General features: G+C 48.6%; 18 protein-coding genes. 15 read left to right on the top strand and 3 right to left on the bottom strand.

Going from position 1 to position 20,890, the window contains the following annotated elements; genetic code table 11:
• Nucleotides 1–3: 3 nt before the first annotated feature.
• From WKT10_RS05970 to WKT10_RS06025, 12 genes are all read left to right on the top strand, one after another.
• Nucleotides 4–714 carry an ABC transporter ATP-binding protein gene (locus WKT10_RS05970; protein WP_066548825.1) on the top strand — a complete coding sequence of 237 codons (711 nt, stop codon included), beginning with the start codon at nt 4–6 and terminating at the stop codon, nt 712–714.
• Nucleotides 715–767: 53 nt separating this feature from the next.
• Nucleotides 768–2,249: a stage IV sporulation protein A gene (gene spoIVA / locus WKT10_RS05975; RefSeq protein WP_066548820.1), complete on the top strand. Its 1,482-nt coding sequence runs from the start codon at nt 768–770 to the stop codon at nt 2,247–2,249.
• A gap of 99 nt (nt 2,250–2,348) precedes the next feature.
• Entirely contained in the window at nt 2,349–3,956 is a 1,608-nt protein-coding gene (locus WKT10_RS05980) for an MBL fold metallo-hydrolase RNA specificity domain-containing protein (RefSeq protein ID WP_340276099.1), read from the top strand.
• 43 nt (nt 3,957–3,999) lie between these two features.
• The gene (gene rnhA, locus WKT10_RS05985; RefSeq protein ID WP_340276100.1) at nt 4,000–4,479 is read left to right on the top strand and encodes a ribonuclease HI; all 480 of its coding nucleotides are present in this window, start codon (nt 4,000–4,002) and stop codon (nt 4,477–4,479) included.
• A gap of 128 nt (nt 4,480–4,607) precedes the next feature.
• Nucleotides 4,608–5,369 (top strand): lysozyme inhibitor LprI family protein, encoded by a 762-nt coding sequence (locus WKT10_RS05990; RefSeq protein WP_296038265.1) that lies wholly within the window; start codon nt 4,608–4,610, stop codon nt 5,367–5,369.
• Between the two features lie 134 nt (nt 5,370–5,503).
• Nucleotides 5,504–6,316 carry a DeoR/GlpR family DNA-binding transcription regulator gene (locus WKT10_RS05995; protein WP_340276103.1) on the top strand — a complete coding sequence of 271 codons (813 nt, stop codon included), beginning with the start codon at nt 5,504–5,506 and terminating at the stop codon, nt 6,314–6,316.
• Between the two features lie 133 nt (nt 6,317–6,449).
• A complete protein-coding gene (locus tag WKT10_RS06000) occupies nt 6,450–7,412 on the top strand; it encodes a nucleoside hydrolase (protein WP_340276105.1) in 963 nt (320 codons plus the stop codon).
• A gap of 21 nt (nt 7,413–7,433) precedes the next feature.
• Nucleotides 7,434–8,309 (top strand): carbohydrate ABC transporter permease, encoded by an 876-nt coding sequence (locus WKT10_RS06005; protein WP_340276106.1) that lies wholly within the window; start codon nt 7,434–7,436, stop codon nt 8,307–8,309.
• Nucleotides 8,299–9,126 carry a carbohydrate ABC transporter permease gene (locus tag WKT10_RS06010; protein ID WP_296038259.1) on the top strand — a complete coding sequence of 276 codons (828 nt, stop codon included), beginning with the start codon at nt 8,299–8,301 and terminating at the stop codon, nt 9,124–9,126. The genes WKT10_RS06005 and WKT10_RS06010 overlap by 11 nt, the downstream gene beginning before the upstream one ends.
• A gap of 48 nt (nt 9,127–9,174) precedes the next feature.
• Nucleotides 9,175–10,602, top strand: coding sequence for an extracellular solute-binding protein (locus tag WKT10_RS06015; protein WP_296038257.1), 1,428 nt, complete (start codon nt 9,175–9,177; stop codon nt 10,600–10,602).
• A gap of 7 nt (nt 10,603–10,609) precedes the next feature.
• Nucleotides 10,610–11,431, top strand: a complete 822-nt coding sequence (locus tag WKT10_RS06020) for an HAD family hydrolase (protein WP_296038256.1) — start codon at nt 10,610–10,612, stop codon at nt 11,429–11,431.
• A complete protein-coding gene (locus WKT10_RS06025; protein WP_066548799.1) occupies nt 11,428–12,315 on the top strand; it encodes a sugar phosphate isomerase/epimerase family protein in 888 nt (295 codons plus the stop codon). Before WKT10_RS06020 ends, WKT10_RS06025 begins: the two co-directional genes overlap by 4 nt.
• A gap of 8 nt (nt 12,316–12,323) precedes the next feature.
• On the opposite strand, the gene WKT10_RS06030 is transcribed toward WKT10_RS06025, so the two are convergent.
• On the bottom strand, nt 12,324–12,857 hold the full coding sequence (locus tag WKT10_RS06030) for a flavodoxin family protein (protein ID WP_337433262.1): 534 nt from the start codon (nt 12,855–12,857) through the stop codon (nt 12,324–12,326).
• A 110-nt stretch (nt 12,858–12,967) separates the two neighbouring features.
• Nucleotides 12,968–14,329 carry an MATE family efflux transporter gene (locus WKT10_RS06035; RefSeq protein WP_317439828.1) on the bottom strand — a complete coding sequence of 454 codons (1,362 nt, stop codon included), beginning with the start codon at nt 14,327–14,329 and terminating at the stop codon, nt 12,968–12,970.
• Between the two features lie 217 nt (nt 14,330–14,546).
• Between WKT10_RS06035 and alaS the strand changes: the two genes are divergently transcribed.
• Nucleotides 14,547–17,195 carry an alanine--tRNA ligase gene (gene alaS, locus WKT10_RS06040; protein WP_417301321.1) on the top strand — a complete coding sequence of 883 codons (2,649 nt, stop codon included), beginning with the start codon at nt 14,547–14,549 and terminating at the stop codon, nt 17,193–17,195.
• 163 nt (nt 17,196–17,358) lie between these two features.
• Nucleotides 17,359–17,535 carry a 30S ribosomal protein S21 gene (gene rpsU, locus WKT10_RS06045; protein WP_003504099.1) on the top strand — a complete coding sequence of 59 codons (177 nt, stop codon included), beginning with the start codon at nt 17,359–17,361 and terminating at the stop codon, nt 17,533–17,535.
• Nucleotides 17,536–17,682: 147 nt separating this feature from the next.
• Here rpsU and WKT10_RS06050 read toward each other — a convergent pair whose 3' ends face one another.
• Nucleotides 17,683–19,428 (bottom strand): Rqc2 family fibronectin-binding protein, encoded by a 1,746-nt coding sequence (locus WKT10_RS06050; protein ID WP_296038245.1) that lies wholly within the window; start codon nt 19,426–19,428, stop codon nt 17,683–17,685.
• Nucleotides 19,429–19,817: 389 nt separating this feature from the next.
• Here WKT10_RS06050 and WKT10_RS06055 point away from each other — a divergent pair, with 389 nt between their 5' ends.
• Nucleotides 19,818–20,738, top strand: a complete 921-nt coding sequence (locus tag WKT10_RS06055) for a tyrosine-type recombinase/integrase (RefSeq protein ID WP_340276166.1) — start codon at nt 19,818–19,820, stop codon at nt 20,736–20,738.
• The last annotated feature ends 152 nt before the right edge of the window (nt 20,739–20,890 follow it).

Here is a 20,890-nt window from a genome sequence, read left to right on the forward strand (position 1 = left end):
ATTATGGCTATGCTTGAAGTCAGAGACCTGGAGGTGTATTACGGTGTGATCCAGGCGTTAAAGGGAATCTCCTTTGATGTAGACCAGGGAGAGATCGTGGCTTTGATCGGCGCAAATGGTGCGGGAAAGACCACAACACTGCACACCGTTACAGGCCTTTTAAGCGCCAAGGCAGGAAAGATCGTCTATGAAGGAACGGATATTACCCGTGTACCCGGTTATAAGCTGGTAAGCATGGGAATCGCCCATGTGCCTGAGGGACGGCGCGTATTTGCTACCCTGACAGTGCTTCAGAATCTGAAAATGGGCGCTTACACCCGCAAGGATAAAAATGAGATGGAAGAAACGCTAAAGATGATCTATAAGCGCTTTCCCCGTCTGGAGGAGCGGAAAAACCAGCTGGCAGGCACTCTTTCCGGCGGCGAGCAGCAGATGCTTGCCATGGGCCGCGCTCTTATGAGCCACCCCAGGCTGATCGTTTTGGACGAGCCGTCTATGGGACTTTCTCCAATTTATGTAAATGAGATTTTTGATATCATCCAGAAGATCAATGAGGATGGAACGACCGTTCTCCTGGTAGAGCAGAATGCAAAAAAGGCCCTTTCCATTGCAGACAAGGCCTATGTTCTGGAAACAGGTACTATTGCTCTTTCCGGAGATGCAAAGGAACTGATGAACAACGATCAGGTAAAGAAGGCATACTTAAGCGAGTAATACAAGTGAACCCCCTGTGCATATATTATAAAAACGTGCAAGGGGGTATTTTTATGGACAATTTTAATGTATACAGAGATATTGAAGCCAGAACCGGGGGAGAAATCTATATTGGAGTGGTGGGGCCGGTGAGGACGGGGAAATCCACCTTTATCAAACGCTTCATGGAGCTTCTGGTTCTTCCGGCCATGGAGGACGAACATCTGCGCGCCATCAGCCGGGATGAACTGCCCCAGAGCGCTGCGGGAAAAACCATTATGACAACGGAACCCAAATTTATCCCAAAGGAGGCGGCAAAAATTTCCCTGGACGACGGGATTGAAGCCAGAGTGCGCCTGATTGACTGTGTGGGCTTTATGGTAGAGGGGGCCGCGGGTCATGTGGAGAATGAGGAGGAGCGGCTGGTAAAGACGCCCTGGTTTGACCACGAGATCCCCTTCACCCAGGCTGCAGAGCTTGGAACCAGGAAGGTGATCGGAGATCATTCCACCATCGGCATTGTGGTGACGACAGACGGCACTATAGGGGATCTGAAACGTCCGGGATACATAGCGGCAGAGCGCCAGACCGTAGAGGAGCTTAAAAAACTGGGAAAGCCGTTTGTCATTCTTTTAAATTCCGTAAAGCCCTATTCGGAAGAAACTGCCCGGCTGGCAAAGGAACTGGAGGAGACGTATGGGGTGTCTGTGCTTCCGGTCAACTGTGAGCAGCTGAAAAAAGAGGACATTTTTCATATTTTAGAGTGCGTTTTAAAGGAATTTCCGGTTACGGAGATGGATTTTCACATTCCAAAATGGCTGGAGATCCTTCCTGCATCCCACTGGCTGAAGGCTCGGGTGATCCAGACGGCAAAAGAGATCTTACAGAAGGTGGAGCACATGAAGGATGTGGCTTTAAGAATACGGGAGATGAAGGATGAATCGGGAGCCATTAAGTCTCTTTCCGTGCGGAAAATGGAAATGGCAGACGGAAGCGTGGATCTTGCAGTGGAAATGGACGACAGCTATTACTATCAGATCTTAAGCGATTATGTGGGTCTTCCTATTGGGGGAGAATATGAACTGATGCAGACCTTAAGCGGTCTGGCCCGGATGCAGAAGGAGTATGAAAAGGTCAAAAATGCGCTGGCTCAGGCACGGATCAAGGGGTATGGCGTCATGATGCCAGAGCGGGAGGAAATCCTCTTAGACGAACCACAGGTGATCCGCCACGGAAACAAATACGGGGTAAAAATGAAGGCGCAGGCTCCGTCCATTAACCTGATCAAGGCTCATATTGAGACGGAAATTGCCCCAATCGTGGGAAGTGAACAGCAGGCCAGAGACCTCATCGCCTATATTAAATCCAATGCGGGAGAAAGCGAGGAGGGCGTATGGGATGCCAATATTTTCGGGAAGTCCATTGAACAGATCGTAGAGGATGGAATCCAGGCCAAGATCTCCCAGATGACAGAGGACTGCCAGATGAAGCTTCAGGATACGCTGCAGAAGATCATCAATGATAGTAATGGGGGTATGATTTGTATTATTATATAAAATTTTTATAAATATTGCAAATCATACTGTGAATATGGTATAATACCTACAAGTTGACAGACTATTATACTTTTTATTCAACCACCTTCAGAGGGGAGAATGCATATGAAACTAACCTTTATCGGAGCAGATCATGAAGTAACGGGAAGCTGTCATTTTCTTGAGGCAGGAGGCAGTAAGGTGCTGATCGACTGCGGCATGGAGCAGGGGAATAATCCATACGTCAATGCAGAGCTGCCTGTAAGCTACAGTGAGATTGATTACGTTTTTCTCACACACGCCCATATTGACCACGCAGGCCTGCTGCCGTGGATTTATGCCAGAGGCTTTAAGGGCCGGGTCATTACCACCTATGCCACGATGGATTTATGCCAGATCATGCTTCGCGACAGTGCCCACATCCAGGAGATGGAGGCAGAATGGAAAAACAGGAAGGCTAAAAGAGCCGGACGCGGCGAGGTAGAGGCTCTTTATACGGTAGAGGATGCCGAGGGCGTACTGAGCCATTTTGAGGGCGTAGCATATGGTCAGGTGTTTAAGCTGAATGACAATCTGACCCTCCGGTTTACCGATGTGGGCCATCTGCTTGGCTCTGCTTCCATTGAAATCTGGGCCAAAGAGGGGGATGAGGAGCGAAAGATCGTATTTTCCGGCGATATCGGAAATAAAAGCAAACCGCTGATCCGTGACCCTCAGTATATTTCAGAGGCAGATTATGTGGTGATGGAATCCACCTATGGAAACAGATACCACAAAAAGACCACTACCTATGTAGAGAGCCTGACAAGGATCATCCAGGAAACGCTGGACCGTTCAGGGAATGTGGTGATTCCCGCCTTTGCCGTAGGCCGTACCCAGGAGCTTCTTTATATGATCCGCCATATCAAGGAACATAATCTGGTTCACGGCCACGATGGATTTCTGGTGTATGTGGACAGTCCCCTGGCTGTGGAGGCAACACAGGTATTTACGGAAAACCTTCTGGACTGCTATGATGATGAGACAAAGGCACTGGTAGAGCGGGGGATCAACCCCATTGATTTTAAAGGGCTGAAGCTTTCAGTTACCAGTGATGAATCCAAAAACATCAATTTTGACATGATGCCCAAGGTTATTATTTCCGCAGCCGGTATGTGCGATGCAGGCCGTATCCGCCATCATTTAAAGCATAACCTGTGGCGCCCGGAGTGTTCGATCGTATTTGCCGGCTATCAGGCCGAGGGGACCTTAGGAAGGGTTCTTCAGGATGGCGCGCCGGCGGTAAAGATTTTCGGAGAGGAAATTGACGTGCGGGCTCACATTGAAACCATAGACGGCATCAGCGGCCATGCAGACAGAGACGGTCTCCTTGCCTGGATCTCAGCCTTTGAAAAACAGCCCTCCCATGTATTTGTAGTACATGGAAATGAGGAATCCTGCACCGCCTTTACAGAGGCTCTTCAAAACCAGCTCAGGCTGACGGCGGATGCCCCGTACTCCGGTTCCCAGTTTGACCTTATAAAGAACTGCTGGATCTGCCAGACAGAGCCGGTTCTGGTTGAGAAGGAGACAGAGGCCAGACGCAAGGCCACAGGAGTTTATACCAGACTGGTAGACGCAGGCAGCCGGCTTTTGGCTGTGATCAGCCATAACCAGGGCGGTGCCAACCGGGATCTGGCCCGGTTTACAGAGCAGATTCTGGCTCTGTGCGAGAAGTGGGACCGGTAAAGTGCCGCTTCCTATCAATGAACAACAGGAGAGACAAAAAACAATGACAGAAGTACAGATCTATACAGACGGTTCCGCCCGGGGAAACCCGGACGGTCCCGGCGGCTACGGCGTAGTAATGCACTATACAGACCGGACCGGAAAGTGCTACGAAAAAACCATGTCCGGCGGCTATGTCCGCACCACCAATAACCGCATGGAGCTTATGGCGGCGATTGCAGGCCTGGAAGCCCTGAACCGTCCCTGCGCGGTTTCCCTTTATTCCGATTCCAAATATCTGACAGACGCCTTTAACAAACACTGGATCGAAGGCTGGGTGGCAAAAAACTGGGATCGGGGAAAGAGCGGGCCGGTAAAAAATATTGACCTGTGGAAGCGCCTTTTAAAAGCAAAGGAGCCTCATCAGGTCACCTTTATATGGGTAAAGGGCCATGCGGGCCATCCGGAAAATGAACGCTGCGACCAGCTGGCTACGACGGCTGCCGACGGAACTGATCTGATGATCGATGAAGGACTCCAATAGGAGTCCTTTTTAGATATTACAGATATCTTACAATGTATTACTCCTTTGAAAATCGTATTCACAATTATCCGTTTTTGTGATAATGTATCACTGGAAAGTGAAATTGAGTCAGACAGGGATGATAGAATATGAAAGATAAAAGGATATGGCTGGTGATTTTGGGGATTCTGGTAATCGGCATTCTGGTGACCGGTTATACCAGGTCTGTAGTAAAAAAACAGGCAGACAGTGCCGCCTTTGAGGGAGAAATATCCACAGAGGCTTCTTTGGGGCCGTTTAAGGAACAGACAGAGGAAGAGGCTCAGAAGGAGGAGAGCGGCGCTGTGCAGGAACAGGCTCAGGCAGATACGGCAGTCCCGGAAACGGAACAAAAGGAAGAAGAGGCGGGAGAACCCGCTGCAATCTCTGAGCCTGTCCCTGCAATGGCCCGGTCAGCAGTCCCGGAAAGTGGGAGAGCGGCCACAGATTCACAGGCAGACAGTCCGTGTGAAGGCGGACTTTATAGACAGCGTCTGAATGATCTGGACGCACAGATCCAGAAAATGCAGGAGCAGGAAAGGGATCCGAACGTATACTCCATTAAAACATCTGCGGAGACCGAAGTCAAAATGTGGGACAGGGAGCTGAATGCAGTGTACAATGCCCTTTTGGGAATCCTCCCTCAGGAGGAGGCGGAGGAACTTGCAAAGGAGCAGAAGGAGTGGCTCATAAATCGTGAAACGGCTGCCGGACAGTCTGGAAAGGCGGAAGGGGTAGGAAGCATCAGTTATGCAGCCAGCCTGGTGGATTTAACCAGAAATCGCGCCTATGAACTGGCAGACCGATACGAGAAAGAGGCCTGCGGGCCGCAGGATGCTGAAAACGAAAGCGATACGGCTGTTTTGCCATAAGCAGTGAGATATATTCTTATAAGGGCGTCTGAGAAATCAGACGTCTTTTTGTATTTTACAACTTTATAAAAAATAGTTGGAAAAAACCAAAAAACTGTTATAATGAAATCAAAATACCAATATGGAGGAGAGAAATGAATAAAGCAGAGGAACGATATCAGGAAATCATAGAAATATTAAAGGAAAATCCCATTGTTACGGTGGCGGATTTTGCAGAGCGTCTTTCCGTTTCTATGGAAACCATCAGAAAGGACTTAAATATCCTGTCGGAACAGGGCAAGATCGTCCGTGTCCATGGCGGGGCCGCCCTTGCAGGAAATACGGAAATGGCTTCTCCCTTTCAGTTCAGAGAAGGCGTGCGCCGCAGGGAAAAGCAGAAGCTGGGGAAAGAGGCGGTAAAGCTGATACAGAAGGGGGATACCCTGATCATAGAGAGCAGCACTACGACGGCAGAATTTGTAAAGGAGCTTGTAAAAGCTCCGGAACTGCTGAAAACCCTGACGATTGTTACAAATTCAATTCACATCCTTACATTGGTGGAGATGGGGAAGCTGTGCAAGAGAGTGTTCCTTTTAGGCGGCTGGATCAATGAGAGAGAGGGGGCTACCAAGGGGCAGTTTATGGCGGAACAGTTAAAAAGCTTCCATGTGGATAAATGCATCCTCAGCGGGGCGGCTCTTGGAAAGAACCTGATCCTGTCCTCCTACTATGAGAGCGATATGCATTTTCAGAAGCTGGCTATGGAAAGCGCGGGAGAGACCATTCTTTTGCTGGAAGCGGGAAAATACCCGGAGGCTGCTGTGTTTTCTGTAACGGCTGCCACCAATTTTGACTATATGGTAAGCAATGTGCCCTTTAAAAAAGAGGATAAGGAGCGCTTTGCAGCAGCCGGCCTTCATCTGATCTATGTGCCTACTGGCTCCGAAGAAGCAACTGATAATGATTGAAATGTGAAAAAACAAATTAACTATCGCAAAAATATTGTAAAAAACCAAAAATGATATTGACTATTGGCGAAAATAATGATAAAAAGTAATTAAAAGTTGTCGAAACAAAATAAAAGAGAAAAGGAGTCATACCATGATACCAAATCCCTTTGGCTTTTCCTATTCAGATGATATTGACATTTCAGAAATGGAACAGTCCATCGCCCGTTTAAAACGGCCTCAGGGGCGGATTGACGTTGTGCTGGATACGGATACCTTTAATGAGGTGGACGATCAGTTTGCTCTGGCGTACCTGCTTCAGTCAGAGGATCGTCTGAACCTGAAGGCAATTTATGCAGCTCCCTTTGACAACCATCATTCCAATGGTCCCAAAGACGGCATGGAGCGCAGCTATGAGGAGATTTTCAGAGTGCTGGCGATGCTGAAAAAAAGCCAGTATGAAGAATGTACCTACAAAGGTGCAGAGCAGTTTTTAGACAGCGAGGAGACTCCAGCTGTTTCAGCGGCTGCAGAGCATCTGTGCAGTCTGGCAATGGAGTATACAAAGGAAGATCCCCTCTATGTGATTGCCATCGCAGCCTGTACCAATATTGCCTCCGCCCTTCTTATGAAGCCTGAGATTAAGGACAGGATCTTTGTGGTATGGCTGGGAGGCCTGTCATTGGACTGGCATGATAATTTTTCCTTTAATGCAAAGCAGGATGTGGCGGCGGCCCGTGTGCTTCTTGGAAGCGGAGTTCCCCTGGTGCTTCTGCCGGGCAGAGGGGTGGTAGACCATTTTTCAACCACAGGGCCTGAGCTGGAGTACTGGCTGCGGGGGAAAAATGAGTTCTGCGATTACATCATTGACAAGACCCGTCATGAGGCAAAGATTGTAAGCGGAGAAACCTGCTGGAGCCGGCCGATTTCAGACGTAACGGCAGTGGCCTGGCTGCTTGATACCTCCTTTATGCTGGACCGTCTGGAACCAAGCCCTATTATGGAGTATGACCACCATTATGCAAAGGATAAGCGGCGCCATTTTATCCGATATGTCTACAGCATCAACCGTGACCGTCTGATGAAGGATCTGTTTGATAAGCTGGCATCTATCTGATATCGAAAGAGGAAATATGAAATGAAACGGAAGAAAAGCCTTTTAAGATGCGTTGAGCCCTATTTATACCTGCTCCCGGCTGTGGTGCTGTTTGTCCTGTTTGTGTATTACCCGTTTTTAAAAAATGAGGTTTTAAGCTTTTTCACCCTTGATAAATTCAGGACAGTAAAGGGATTTGCGGGAATCCAGAACTATGTAAGGGTCTTTGGAGATGAGAAGTTTTTACTGGCTGTAAAAAACACCCTGGTCTATGTGGCTGTGACTGTGCCTGTATCCATGGTTCTGGGGTATTTTCTGGCTCTGCTGTGCAGAAAAAAGAGAAAGAGCTCCTTTGTGTATGAAGCCATGTTTGCCCTTCCCATGGCAGTTTCGACATCGGTTGTTGCCATGATCTTTCAGCTGGCCTACAATCCGTCCATGGGTATTATCAATAAGCTCACCGGACTGAATGTAAACTGGCTGAGCGATCAGAAGCTGGCCTTGATCAGCATTATGATCGTGCAGATCTGGGCCAATGTAGGGTACAATTTTATTTTCATCTTATCCGGCGTGAGAGGGCTTTCGGAGGAAGTGATGGAGAGCGCGGCCATTGACGGCGTAAGCGGCATCCAGATGCAGACAAAGATCATCCTTCCCATGCTTTCCCCCACCCTGCTGTTTCTGCTGGTAAAGGATGTGGCCTATGCCATGACCACAGCCAGCTTTACGCTGATCATGACTGAGGGCGGGCCCAACGGAGCCACTGAAACCATGATCTCTTATATTTACAAAAAAGCCATTACGGGAACCAATTACAACGCGGCCTTTGCGGCTACGACCGTATGCTTTGTGCTGTCGGCTCTTATGATGGCATTAAGCATGGCTTTGGAGGGAAAGAAGGTGCATTATGATCAATAAGAGAAAGCTGCAGAGCCTGATTTACCAGCTGTTTTGTATGTTTGTGGGACTGGCTGTCATTTCACCGATTATATACTGTGTCCTGGTTTCCTTTATGCAGCCGTCGGAGATCCTGACAAAAGAAGTGCATCTGATACCGGATTACATTTATCTGGTAAACTATATAAAGGCTGTGACTCAGACGGATATTTTCCGCTTTATGCTCAACTCCTTTATCGTAGCCTTTGTATCAAGCGTAGTCCGGATCATTACCTCCAGCTGCGCGGCCTATTCCTTCGCATTTTTTGAGTATCCGGGAAAAAAGTTTTTATTTTATCTCACCATCGGTACTATGATCATTCCCACGGATGTGCTGTTGGTACAGAATTATTTTACCGTTTCCGGAATGAACCTGATCAATACCTATACGGGAATGATGGTGATTTTCTTTGTTTCCGGAATGAATATTTTTGTGATCCGCCAGTATTTTTTAAGCTATTCCCTGTCTTTAAAGGAAGCGGCCCATATTGACGGCTGCGGAAACCTGCAGTTTTTCCTGCAGATCCTTCTGCCGACCACCACTCCGGCCCTGGTTACGGTTTTCATTTCCTCCTTTGTGGGAACCTGGAATACGTACCTGTGGCCCCTGATCGTGACAAATGTAAATGAAATGAGAACGGCCCAGGTAGCCATTACCATGCTCAATACAGAGGCGTCCAGTGATTTCGGCGTTGTGATGGCAGCAGCGACCATTATCCTGATCCCCTCCGTTCTGGTGCTTGCTCTTTTCCAGCGCAAGATCGTAGGCGGCATGATGGGCGGAGCTGTAAAGGGCTGATGCTACAGACGTAAACGTACATAATGACATGTAAGAAAGGAATACAAGATGATGAAAAAGAAAGTGATTGCTACAACCATTCTCTCAGCGGCAATTCTTGGTTCTCTCACCGGCTGCGGAGGCGTCAAGACAACAGATGACAGTGTTGTGTCCACCGGGGCAGCCGAGGCGGCAACAGAGGCGAAAGAGGAAACAAAGGCCACAGAAAAAGCGGCAGAGGGAGAAACAGTTGTTACCTTCTGGCACAGCTTAAACGGTTCTGCGGGAGAGGCGCTGGAGACTGTCATTTCTAATTATAATGAGGGGCAGGGAAAGGAAAAGGGCATCCATGTAAACCTGGTGTTCCAGGGCTATGAGGGAACAGATAAGGCGATTTTAGCGTACCAGACCGATGACCGGAAAAATGCTCCCGACATCAACCAGGGACTGACCTCTACCATCCCCAGCATGATGGATTTAAGCTGGACCGTCGATCTTACCCCGTGGATTGAAAAGGAAGAAAACGCAGTAAAAAAAGATGATTTCTATGAGCCTATGCTCCGTTCCTGCACAGCAGACGGAAAGCTGATGGCGGTTCCCTTTGCAAACTCCAATATGCTTCTTTACTACAATGAGGATGCGTTAAAGGAGGCGGGCTTTGATGCTCCGCCTGCTACCTGGGATGAGCTGGCACAGTATACGAAGGCGCTTACAAAGAAGGGCGCAGACGGCAGTGTAGAGCGTTACGGCTTTGAAGCTCAGATTAAGAGATACCATCTGGTGAACTATATTGTACAGCAGTCCGAGGACTCCTTTGTGGGTGATAATGAGGGCGGCCGTGCAGGAGAAATGACAAAGCTTACCATTGGTGAGGACGGCACCTTAAAAACCGTTCTGGAAAAGGTAGACGCCCTTTTAAAGACAGGCGGTTATAAGTATGTGGAAGACAGTCTGAATGAGGAATTTGCCAACGGCCTTACCGCCATGTGCATGATGTCCTCCTCCCGTCTTGCCACCATTGACGGCCTGGTAGGCGATTCCTTCCAGTGGAAGGCAGCTCCTATTCCAAAGATCACCGAAGCAGACGGAAGCGGAGCAGCTCTGGGCGGTTCCTGCCTGACCTTGTTTGATCTGGGTGATGAGAAAAAGGTAGAGGCAGCCTGGGATGTGCTCCAGTACTGCTCCTCTCCTGAGGCACAGTATATCCTTTCTACCGGTTCCGGCTATATTCCTGTCAATAACCAGGTAGAAGAAATGGATGAGATGAAAGCTTATTATGAGGAGCATCCTGAGTTTAAGGTTCCTCTGGATCAGATGAAGAGCTCTTCCCCTCTAGCACAGGAGCCTCTGGATCTGGTATATAATGAAATCAACGGCGTAATGACAGACCTGATGCTGCAGTTCTGCGAGGGGAGTCTGGCCATAGATGAAACTGTAGATGCAATCGTAGGAGAATGCAACGCTCTGTTAGACGAGTATCATGCTGCTAACGACTAGGAAAAATATGACAGAAAAAAGAAAAAAAGACATACGTCTTGTTGTGAGCGACATTGACGGAACCCTGATCCGCAGAGGAGAAGGGTTCCCGAAAGAGGTGGAGCAGGCGGCGGCAGAGTTAAAAAAGAGGGGGATCCTCTTTACCTTTGCCTCCGGCCGGCTGCCCTATATGATTACGCCTTTTGCAGAGTCACTTGGAATCGAAATCCCCGTATGCGCCTGCAATGGCACGCTTCTTTACCGGAAGGATGAGATACTGGAAAAACATCCCCTTTGCCTTTTAGAGCTTCGTCCTCTGATCGAGGCGGCGCTTTTAAGAGAAATGACCGTACTGTATTCCTTAAACGGAACAGAATACTGTATGCGGGAAAATGAAGCGGTCCGGCGCAAGCGGGCGGAGCGGGGGAGCTACCATCCAATCCGCCCGGTGAGGGAAGAGGAATGGGAAAACCTTTGGGCGGATAAGGTAAATATTTCCGATGAACAGGGCGAAATTTCCAGCCTTCTGGAATGGGAGCAGCCTCTTGAGGGAAGCTGTGAGATTACCCATTACGGAAACCAGGGCCTTGAGATTGTACGGGCCGGCTTTGGAAAGGCCTACGGCGTAAGGCAGATCTGCGCCGGGCTTGGGATTTCCATGGAGCAGGTTCTGGCAATCGGGGATAATGAAAATGACAATGAGATGCTGACGCAAGCTGGTATCGGAGCCGCAGTGGGAAATGCAGAGACAGCTACCAAAGCCTGTGCAGACCTGACTGCCAGAAAGGAAAGCGGAGCCGGGGCGGCAGAGATCATCCGCCGGATCTGTTTTGAGGAGAATGAGAAATGAAACTGTCTACTTCAACCAATATGGTGTTTGAACGCATCAATATGGAGCCTATTTCCCAGGAGCGCGGAATCCTTCTCTGTGTCCAGGCGGGATACAGGGTATTCGATTTCTGCTTCCATGACCTGATTACCTTTAAAAGCCCTTTTTTAGATGAACGCTGGGAAGCATATACGGAAAAAATGTGCGCGCTGAAGGAGGAACATGGCCTCTCTTACGAACAGGGCCATGCCAATGTATATGATTTTTTGAATCCCAAAGCCGATCATGAGTTTCACCAGACCATCATGGAGCGCTGTGTCCTGGCCTCTGAGAAAATGGGGATTCCCTGGCTTGTGGTTCATCCCTCTACGGCCTTTTCGGCAGATGCAGTTTATGCAGCCTCCCGGTCCGGCAATACAGAGTATTTTAAGCGTCTCTGCGAGTTTGCCGCAAAGCACGGCGTGGGAATCGCGGTGGAAAATATGTGGGATCTGCATATTGCGCCTAAACGCTATTATGCGGATCATGCAGAGGAGCTGTGTGAGCTCACAGACGCGGTGGGCGCAGAAAATATCGGCATCTGCTGGGACTTGGAGCATGCCAGCATCATGGGGCAGGATCAGAAAAAATCTCTGAAAATCATCGGAAACCGCCTGAAGGTCACCCATGTGTCCGACCAGACCGGCGTGGACAATATCCATGTAATGCCTTTCCAGGGAAAAACCGACTGGAAGGCTGCCATGGAAGGACTGGCAGAGATTGGATATGAAGGGAATCTGAATTTTGAGGCCCAGTGGTTTTTAAATAAAGTTCCTGAGGCGCTTTTACTCCCCTCCCTGCGCTACAGCAGAGAGGTGGGAGCGTATCTGATCGGGCTTTATGAGGAAAAAAGAAGGCTTAAATAATCGGAGGCTTAAACGCAGTATCCCATTTGATAAGCCATATTGATAAAGGGCGTTTTGCTGACAGCACCGACATCCGTAACGTCTGTCGCATAGATACGCCCTTTTATTTCGTGCTTTTCCAGATGAAAAATAAAACCGTCCAGATCTCCCAGAGAGCACTCGATGATATCGCGGCCTAAACCGGCTGTAACAATATAATAGATTTCTTTTTTTCCTAAATTCTGCCATATGGGATAGGTACGGTCGATAAAGGTTTTCATCTGGGCGCAAACGCCGTGGAAGTATACGGGCGTTGCCAATACCAGAACGTCTGCTTTTTTATATGCATCTAGGATTTCAGACATATCATCTTTTTGGACACAGACTCCATCATTTTTCATGCAAAAATCACAGCCTTTGCAGTATCCAATGTTCTTTTCTGCCAGACGGATCAGTTTTGCGAAATTTCCGCTTTCTTCCACCCCTTTTTTAAAAGCTTCACACAACATCTGAGAATTCCCATTTTTTCTGGGGCTGCTTGAAATAATAAGTACATTTTTCATTTGGTACCTCCTGATAAAGCGTTTTTGTTTGATATTACCATAAAATACGGAGATTTTCTATCTTAAATTATAAAAAATGAAAAAGAGAGAGGGTAACGGCAGGGGTTATGTTAAAGCACATGAAACTCCAGCCATTTTCTGCTCATATACCGTCTTGTAAAGAAGATTCCCCTCACGATCCAGTCGGAGAACATACCGATCCACACGGCGATAGGGCCCACGCCAAGGCCGCGGATGAGAAAAATACATAAGGACACCCGGCACAGCCACATGGTAAGACAGGAAACGACCATGGTATATTTTACATCTCCTGCGGCCCTCAGGCCATAAGCGGGTATGAAGGACGGTACCCAGATGATCGGTTTTACAAGGGTGATGAAGGTCAAAAGTCCCAGAAACAGACGCATGCTTTCGGGCTCCATGCCTGAAAGGGTGACAATGGGGCGGGCTAAAAGGAAAAGAAGGATACAGCTTCCGGCCACGGCGATTTCTGCTGCCACGCAGAATTTCTTTACATAATAGACCGCTTCGTCCTTTCTTCCGGCTCCCAGACAGTGTCCGGTAACGGTCATAAGGCCGATTCCCACGCCAATGCCTGCGATCCCGTTAAAGCTTTCAAAATTGGAGGCCATTGCATGGGCTGCCATGGCGGTAACACCAAGGGTAGACACACTGGACTGGATAGCAAGCTTTCCAAACTGGAACATACTGTTTTCAATGCCTGCGGGAATACCGATATGGAGAATCCGCCGGATCAAAGGCATATGGGGGCGTATGCGGGTATAATTGGCTACATAGACCGGCTGATTTTCCCTGGGCTTTACAAGGCGCAGGAGAACCAGCAGAGCACATAAGGCCCTGGCAGCCAGAGTGGAGATGGCGGCGCCTGCTACACCCTGTCCCAGGATCAGCACCAGAATGATATTTCCGATCACATTTGCAATGTTTGCGATCAGGGACATGGCCATGGGAAAGCCGGTATTTTTCTGTGCTCTGAAGATGGAGGAACCGGCATCATACAGGGCGATAAATGGGTAGGAGAGGGATGAATAGAAAAAGTATGTACGAGCAGAGTTAAATACTTCTTCATCCACTGTCCCGAAGATCAGCCTTAAAATCTGCCGGTCAAACAGGATGCAGAATGCAGCTGTTACAAGAGAGATCAGCGTTACAATAAACAGGGTCTGTTCAGCAGAGCGGATGGCATGCCCTGTCTTTTTTTGCCCCAGATACTGGGCGCAGACAATGGTTCCGCCGGTAGACAGGGCGTAAAAGGCCTGGATCACCAGAATATTGATGGAATCCACCAGGGATACGGCGGAAATGGCATAAGAGCCTACATGGGCTACCATAAAGGTATTTACCATGCCCATAAGGGTGATCAAAAGCTGTTCGGCCATCAGGGGAAGCAGCATGGCGGTGATCTGACGGTTGGTAAAAAGATGGGTGGTTTGGGATGGGGATTGGTTCATGGGGAAAAGGATCCTTTCCGGCGCATTCGCTGCGGCGCCATATTATTCTGAGAGTAAGTGTAGCATACTCCGAAACGTGCCACAATGGAGATAATAACGAAATAGAGGGCAAATATCTTGATAAATACAAGTCAATATGGTAAAATGTCGCTTATGGTTATGATTTCAAATTAAGATGCGCGTATATTGCGCGTCAAAGGATATGGAGGAAGAGAAAGTGAAAGAACCACAGTACCGCGGAGTGAACGAACTGCGCCGTATGTTCCTTGAATTTTTTGAGAGCAAGGGACATCTGGCAATGAAGAGCTTTTCACTCGTGCCTCATAATGACAACAGCCTTCTGCTGATCAACTCCGGTATGGCTCCCTTAAAGCCTTACTTTACCGGACAGGAGATCCCTCCCAGAAGAAGAGTTACTACCTGCCAGAAGTGCATCCGCACCGGCGATATTGAAAATATCGGAAAGACAGCCCGCCACGGCACCTTCTTTGAGATGCTGGGCAACTTCTCCTTTGGCGATTACTTTAAGACAGAGGCCATTCACTGGTCCTGGGAATTTTTAACAGAAGTAGTCGGCCTGGATCCGGACCGCCTGTACCCCTCCATCTATGTAGATGACGACGAGGCTTTTGAGATCTGGAATAAGGAAATCGGTATTCCTGCAGACCGTATTTTCCGCTTTGGAAAAGAGGACAACTTCTGGGAGCACGGTTCCGGCCCCTGCGGCCCCTGCTCTGAGATCTACTATGACAGAGGCGAGAAGTTCGGCTGCGGAAAACCCGGATGTACCGTAGGCTGCGAGTGCGACCGCTATATCGAGGTTTGGAACAACGTATTCAGCCAGTTTGACAATGACGGCCACGGCAATTATTCCGAATTAAAGCAGAAAAATATTGATACCGGTATGGGACTGGAGCGCCTGGCTGTAGTGGTTCAGGGCGTAGATTCCCTGTTTACGGTGGATACAAACAAGGCTCTCTTAGACCGCGTATGCGCCCTGTCCGGCAAGGAATACCAGAAGGAGCATGAGACCGACGTTTCCCTGCGTATTGTCACAGACCATATCAAGTCCTGCACCTTTATGATTTCCGACGGCATCATGCCTTCCAACGAGGGCAGAGGATATGTGCTGCGCCGCCTGCTGCGCCGCGCTGCCCGACATGGACGCAAGCTGGGAATCGAAGGAAAGTTCCTGGCAGACCTTTCAAAGACCGTAATCGACCTTTCCAAGGACGGTTATCCGGAGCTGGAAGAGAAGCAGTCCATGATCTTTAAGGTATTGAGCGAGGAAGAGGATAAGTTTAATAAGACCATCGACCAGGGTCTTGCCATTCTTGCCGAGATGGAGGCTTCCATGGTTTCTGCCGGTGAAAAGACCTTATCCGGAGAAAATGCATTTAAGCTTTACGACACCTACGGCTTCCCTCTGGATCTGACAAGAGAGATCCTGGAGGAAAAGGGCTGCGGCGTTGATGAGGAAGGCTTTAATGCTGCCATGAAGGAGCAGAAGGACAAGGCCCGCAAGGCCCGCAAGGCAACCAACTACATGGGTGCAGACGTGACCGTATACCAGTCCATCGATCCTGCTATTACCTCTGAATTCGTAGGCTATGACAAGCTGAGCGTGGATTCTAAGATTTCCGTTCTGACTACAGATGAGGAGCTTGTAGAGGCTCTTACAGACGGCCAGGCAGGAACCATTATCACAGATGAAACCACTTTCTATGGCACCATGGGGGGCCAGCAGGGCGATAAGGGTATCATTTCCAATGAAAACGGCGAGTTCAAGGTTAAGGACACCATTCACCTTCAGGGCGGAAAGATCGGCCATGTAGGCGTGATGACAAAGGGAATGCTCCGCGTTGGAGAAGCCGTAACTTTGTCCGTATGCGAGAGAAACCGCGCCTTAACCTGCAGAAACCACAGTGCGACCCATCTGCTTCAGAAGGCTTTAAGAACCGTTCTTGGAAGCCATGTAGAGCAGGCAGGCTCCTATGTGGACGCAGGCAGACTCCGTTTTGACTTTACCCATTTCTCCGCCATGACTCCTGAGGAGATCAAAAAGGTGGAAGATATGGTAAATGCAGAGATCAGCGCTTCCCTTCCGGTTGAAACACAGGTTATGACCCTGGATGGGGCAAAGAAGACAGGCGCTATGGCCCTCTTCGGTGAAAAATACGGCGAGAAGGTCCGCGTGGTAAAGATGGGAGATTTCTCCACAGAGCTTTGCGGCGGTACCCATGTGGCAAATACCAGCGCCATTGCTTCCTTTAAGATCCTTTCTGAAGCAGGCATTGCAGCAGGCGTAAGACGTATTGAGGCTCTTACCTCCGACGGACTGATGAAGCACTATGCAGAGGTGGAAGAGGAGCTTCATGAGGCGGCAAAGGCAGCCAAGACCACTCCTGCATCCTTAACCTCCCGGATTGAGGCTCTTTTAGAGGAAATTAAGGCTCTGAGCTCTGAAAATGAAAAATTAAAGAGCAAGCTGGCAAATGACTCTCTGGGCGATGTAATGAGCCAGGTAAAAGAAGTAAACGGCGTAAAGGTTCTGGCTTCCAGAGTAGCGGATGTAGATATGAACGGCCTGAGAAACCTGGGCGACCAGTTAAAGGATAAGCTGGGCGAGGGCGTAGTTGTAATCGCATCTGTAATGGATGGAAAGGTAAATCTGATGGCTACCGCAACGGAGGCTGCTCAGAAGAAGGGCGTTCACGCAGGCAATCTGATCAAGGCCATTGCCGGTCTGGTAGGCGGAGGCGGCGGAGGCCGTCCCAACATGGCTCAGGCAGGCGGAAAGAATCCGGCAGGAGTAGACGAGGCCCTTAAGAAAGCGGTTGAAACAGTAGAAGAGCAGACAAAATAATCCATTTTGCCCGAAAGTTTACTGTGGAAATAAAAATAAGAAAAAAATATAATTTTTTTCTTGACGTATGGGATTTTTATGCTATAATCATAGCAGTGCTAAAAATACCCAAACAGTTGTATTATGCACAATTACACAACTGGAGGGAGGTTAGGTGTGAGCGATGTCAAACGTAATTGTTAAAGATAACGAGAGCTTAGACAGTGCTTTACGCAGATTCAAAAGAAACTGTGCAAAGGCTGGCATTCAGCAGGAAATTCGTAAGAGAGAGCATTACGAGAAGCCAAGCGTAAGACGTAAGAAGAAGTCTGAAGCTGCTCGTAAGCGCAAGTATAACTAATTCACGCACGGGATTAGTTGATTTTGAGTAAAGTAAATCAGCCGGCTGTCGGGAGAGATTCCGATGGCTGGCTGTTTTATTTGTGACAGTATAAAATGATACGATAAAAAACGACAGGCCCCGGTGTGAAAATCGGGGCCTGTTTCGCTATTCTGCTTCTTTCAAATTGCAGGAAGGTATCGCAACCAAAGAATAATTGGTGTGGTAGATCACAAAGCCCGGTGCGGCTCCTGTAACCTTTTTGATATTTTTTTTCTGGATATAGTCGATTTCCACTTTCTCATTTTCGCGGCCCTTGGAATAGAAGGCAGCCAGTGCGCCCGCCTCCTCAAAGGCCCGGTCCGGCAGCTCGCCTTTCCCGTCATTTTTTAAAATCACATGGGAGCCGGGTATGCCCTTGGCGTGGAACCACCAGTCATTTCCATTTGCAAACCGGAAGGTCAGCTCCTCATTCTGATAGTTGTTTTTGCCCACATAGATGTGGTATCCGTCAGAGGAAATATAATGGAAGGGCTTGCTGGTGATCTTTGGCCGCTTATCGTTTGGACGGCGCTTTTTCACATAGCCGTATTCCATCAGTTCCTCCTTGATCTGCACCAGATCATTTTCAGCCAGAGCGATATCCAGGGCAGAGCTGATGGATTCCAGATGGTCGATTTCCGCCTTTGTCTGGTCGGTCAGCTGGGTTAAGGCCTCAAAGGTCCTCTTTAATTTATTATACTTGTCAAAATGCTTCTTTGCATTGTCCTTTGCAGAAAGCTGAGGATCCAGGGGGATAGAGATTTCTTCCCCTGTGTAATAGTTGATGCAGGAAAAGGATTTCTCACCGCCTGCCAGCTCGTAGCCGTAGGTATTTAACAGTTCTCCGTAGATCCGGTACTTTTCCCGCTTTTCCGTATCCTTTAGCTGCTTTAACTGCAGATCGTATTTTTTATAATTGCGCTCCAGGGCGGTCTGGACGATCCGGCGCAGGTCGGCGGATTTCTGGCGGATCCTTGTGCGGCTGTCTCTGGAGGCATAGTAATTTTCCAGAAGAGCGCTGATGGAAGACCAGCCCTCTCTGCGGCAGCCCCTTCCTTCCAGACAGGTCAGGGGAATGGAAGCGTATTCCAGAGGGCCTTCCTCATCATAGATAATAGCAGGAGAGAAGCGTCCTTCCTTTACATCCTCCATCAGCAGGCAGAAGGTATGGGCCAGATGGGTCAGTTCTGCCTCAGACAGCCCGTTGGCAGACAGGTCGGAATCGATGGAAGCCAGATGACAGACCTCCTCTGCCACAATGGGGCTGATGCCTGTGAAATGATTGTACAGGGCCTTCTGAACCGTCATGGGCGCGGCTTTTATGATCCGGCAGAAATCCGCTTCCGTGACGGTCAGAGGATTCTCTTTTGCTACTGTTTGAGGGATAAAGTATTCCCTTCCGGGCAGAACCTCCCTTACAGAACTCATATTGGCGGACACATGCTTGATGCTGTCAATGATCGTGCCGTCTTCCTTACAGAAAATGATATTGCTGTGCTTTCCCATGATCTCTACGATCAGCTTTTTTCTGCACAAGTCGCCCATTTCGTCCAGATGCTCCAGCTCAAATTCCAGGATACGCTCCAGTCCCGGCTGGGTGATGGAAAGGATCCTGGCGCTTCCGATATGCTTTCTTAAAAGCATACAGAAATTGGGGGCGGTCAGAGGGCTGGGTTTATTATTTTCCGTGAGATAGATAAGGGGAAGGCTGGCGCTGGCGGAAATCTGCAGCCGGTAGGTTTCACGGTTATTTTTAACGGCAATGAGAAGCTCGTCCTTTTCCGGCTGGGCGATCTTTGCGATCTTTCCGCCCTCTAAGGTGCTTTTGAACTCATAAGCCAGATTTGCAATGGTAATACCATCAAATGCCATTTGATACACTCCTGTCGGGCCCATATTTGTTTGCCTGAAACGGGGCCTTGCTTATTAGGATAGCATAATTTATGGAAATAGAAAAGCAGAAAAGGTTTGAGTTTCCGCATTTTGCACCGCACCCTGAGGTCTGGTGTGCAGGGCTCCGGTTTCCGGTCATAAGAAAGCCTAAGAGTCTGAAATTTTTCTAAAAACAAAAGCCATATCAAAAACTCGCTGCGCTCAAACAGGTTTGATATGGCTTTTAACAAAAAATTTAATCCTCTAAGGCTTTCTAATGACCTTCAAAGTCGCCCTGCACACCAGACCCCAGGTCACACTGCAAAATGCGGAAACTCAAGGAAAAGGACATTATAATGGCTGTAAAAAAGAAAGGCAGGAGAGCTGGAATGGGTGAAGGGAAGAAATATGTTATTTGCGAAAAAGAACTGGAGGTTTACCGCCGGGATATGCTTGAAAATGAAAGAAGCCGGGCTACCATTGAAAAATACATAAGGGATGTAAGGGCATTTTGCAGATGGAATGGAGAAAAGGAGATCGACCGGCTCCGCGTGTTGGAATGGAAGGAATATCTGGGAAGAAACTATGCTGTATCCTCTGCTAATTCCATGCTTGCGGCGTTAAACAAATATTTTGATTTCCGTGGCTGGGAGGAACTGAGAGTAAAACCCTTCCGGCAGCAGAAGCAGATCTACAGGGAACCGGAGGAGGATTTATCACGGGAAGAATATATGCGTCTGATCGGGGAAGCGCAAAGACAGGGGAAGGAACGCCTGAAGCTTGTGATGCAGACCATCTGCGCTACGGGGATACGGGTGTCAGAGCTAGCGTTTATCACGGCAGAGGCGGTGAAAACAGGACGGGCAGAGGTAAGCTGCAAAAATAAAAAGCGCATTGTCTTTCTTCCGGAGAAGCTGCGGCGGATTTTGAAGGAGTATATGAAAAAACACCGGATTGCGGACGGCCCTGTCTTTATCACCAGAGGAAAACGAGCCTTAAACCGAAGCAATATATGGGCGGCAATGAAAAAGCTCTGCGAAAAGGCAGGCGTTGATCCCCAAAAGGTATTTCCCCATAATCTGAGACATTTATTTGCAAAGACCTTTTATCAGGAAGGAAAGGATCTTGCAAAGCTGGCAGATGTGCTGGGACATTCTGATATTGAGACAACCAGGATCTATGTAATGGAAAATGGAAGGGAGCATGAACGGCTGATTGAGAGGCTGGGGCTTTTGGGAGAGGAGTGGAGCGCGGAAGAAAAGAGGGGATGCTCCGGGATGAGGAGGGGGATAAAAGGGCGTAGTACATAATTATACTTATGTTGTTAAAAACGGGTGAAATACCGCTTATAAATGCAGGATATTATAATGAACCCCCTTTACTAAGGGTTCTTTGGAAAGTATAGCATTTGTGATTGTGTTTTGCAAGTATTTCCGGACGTGTTCAGCGCGGTGGGGAAAGA

The organism is Enterocloster sp. HCN-30185 (assembly GCF_037890305.1).
Classification (GTDB): domain Bacteria; phylum Bacillota; class Clostridia; order Lachnospirales; family Lachnospiraceae; genus Enterocloster.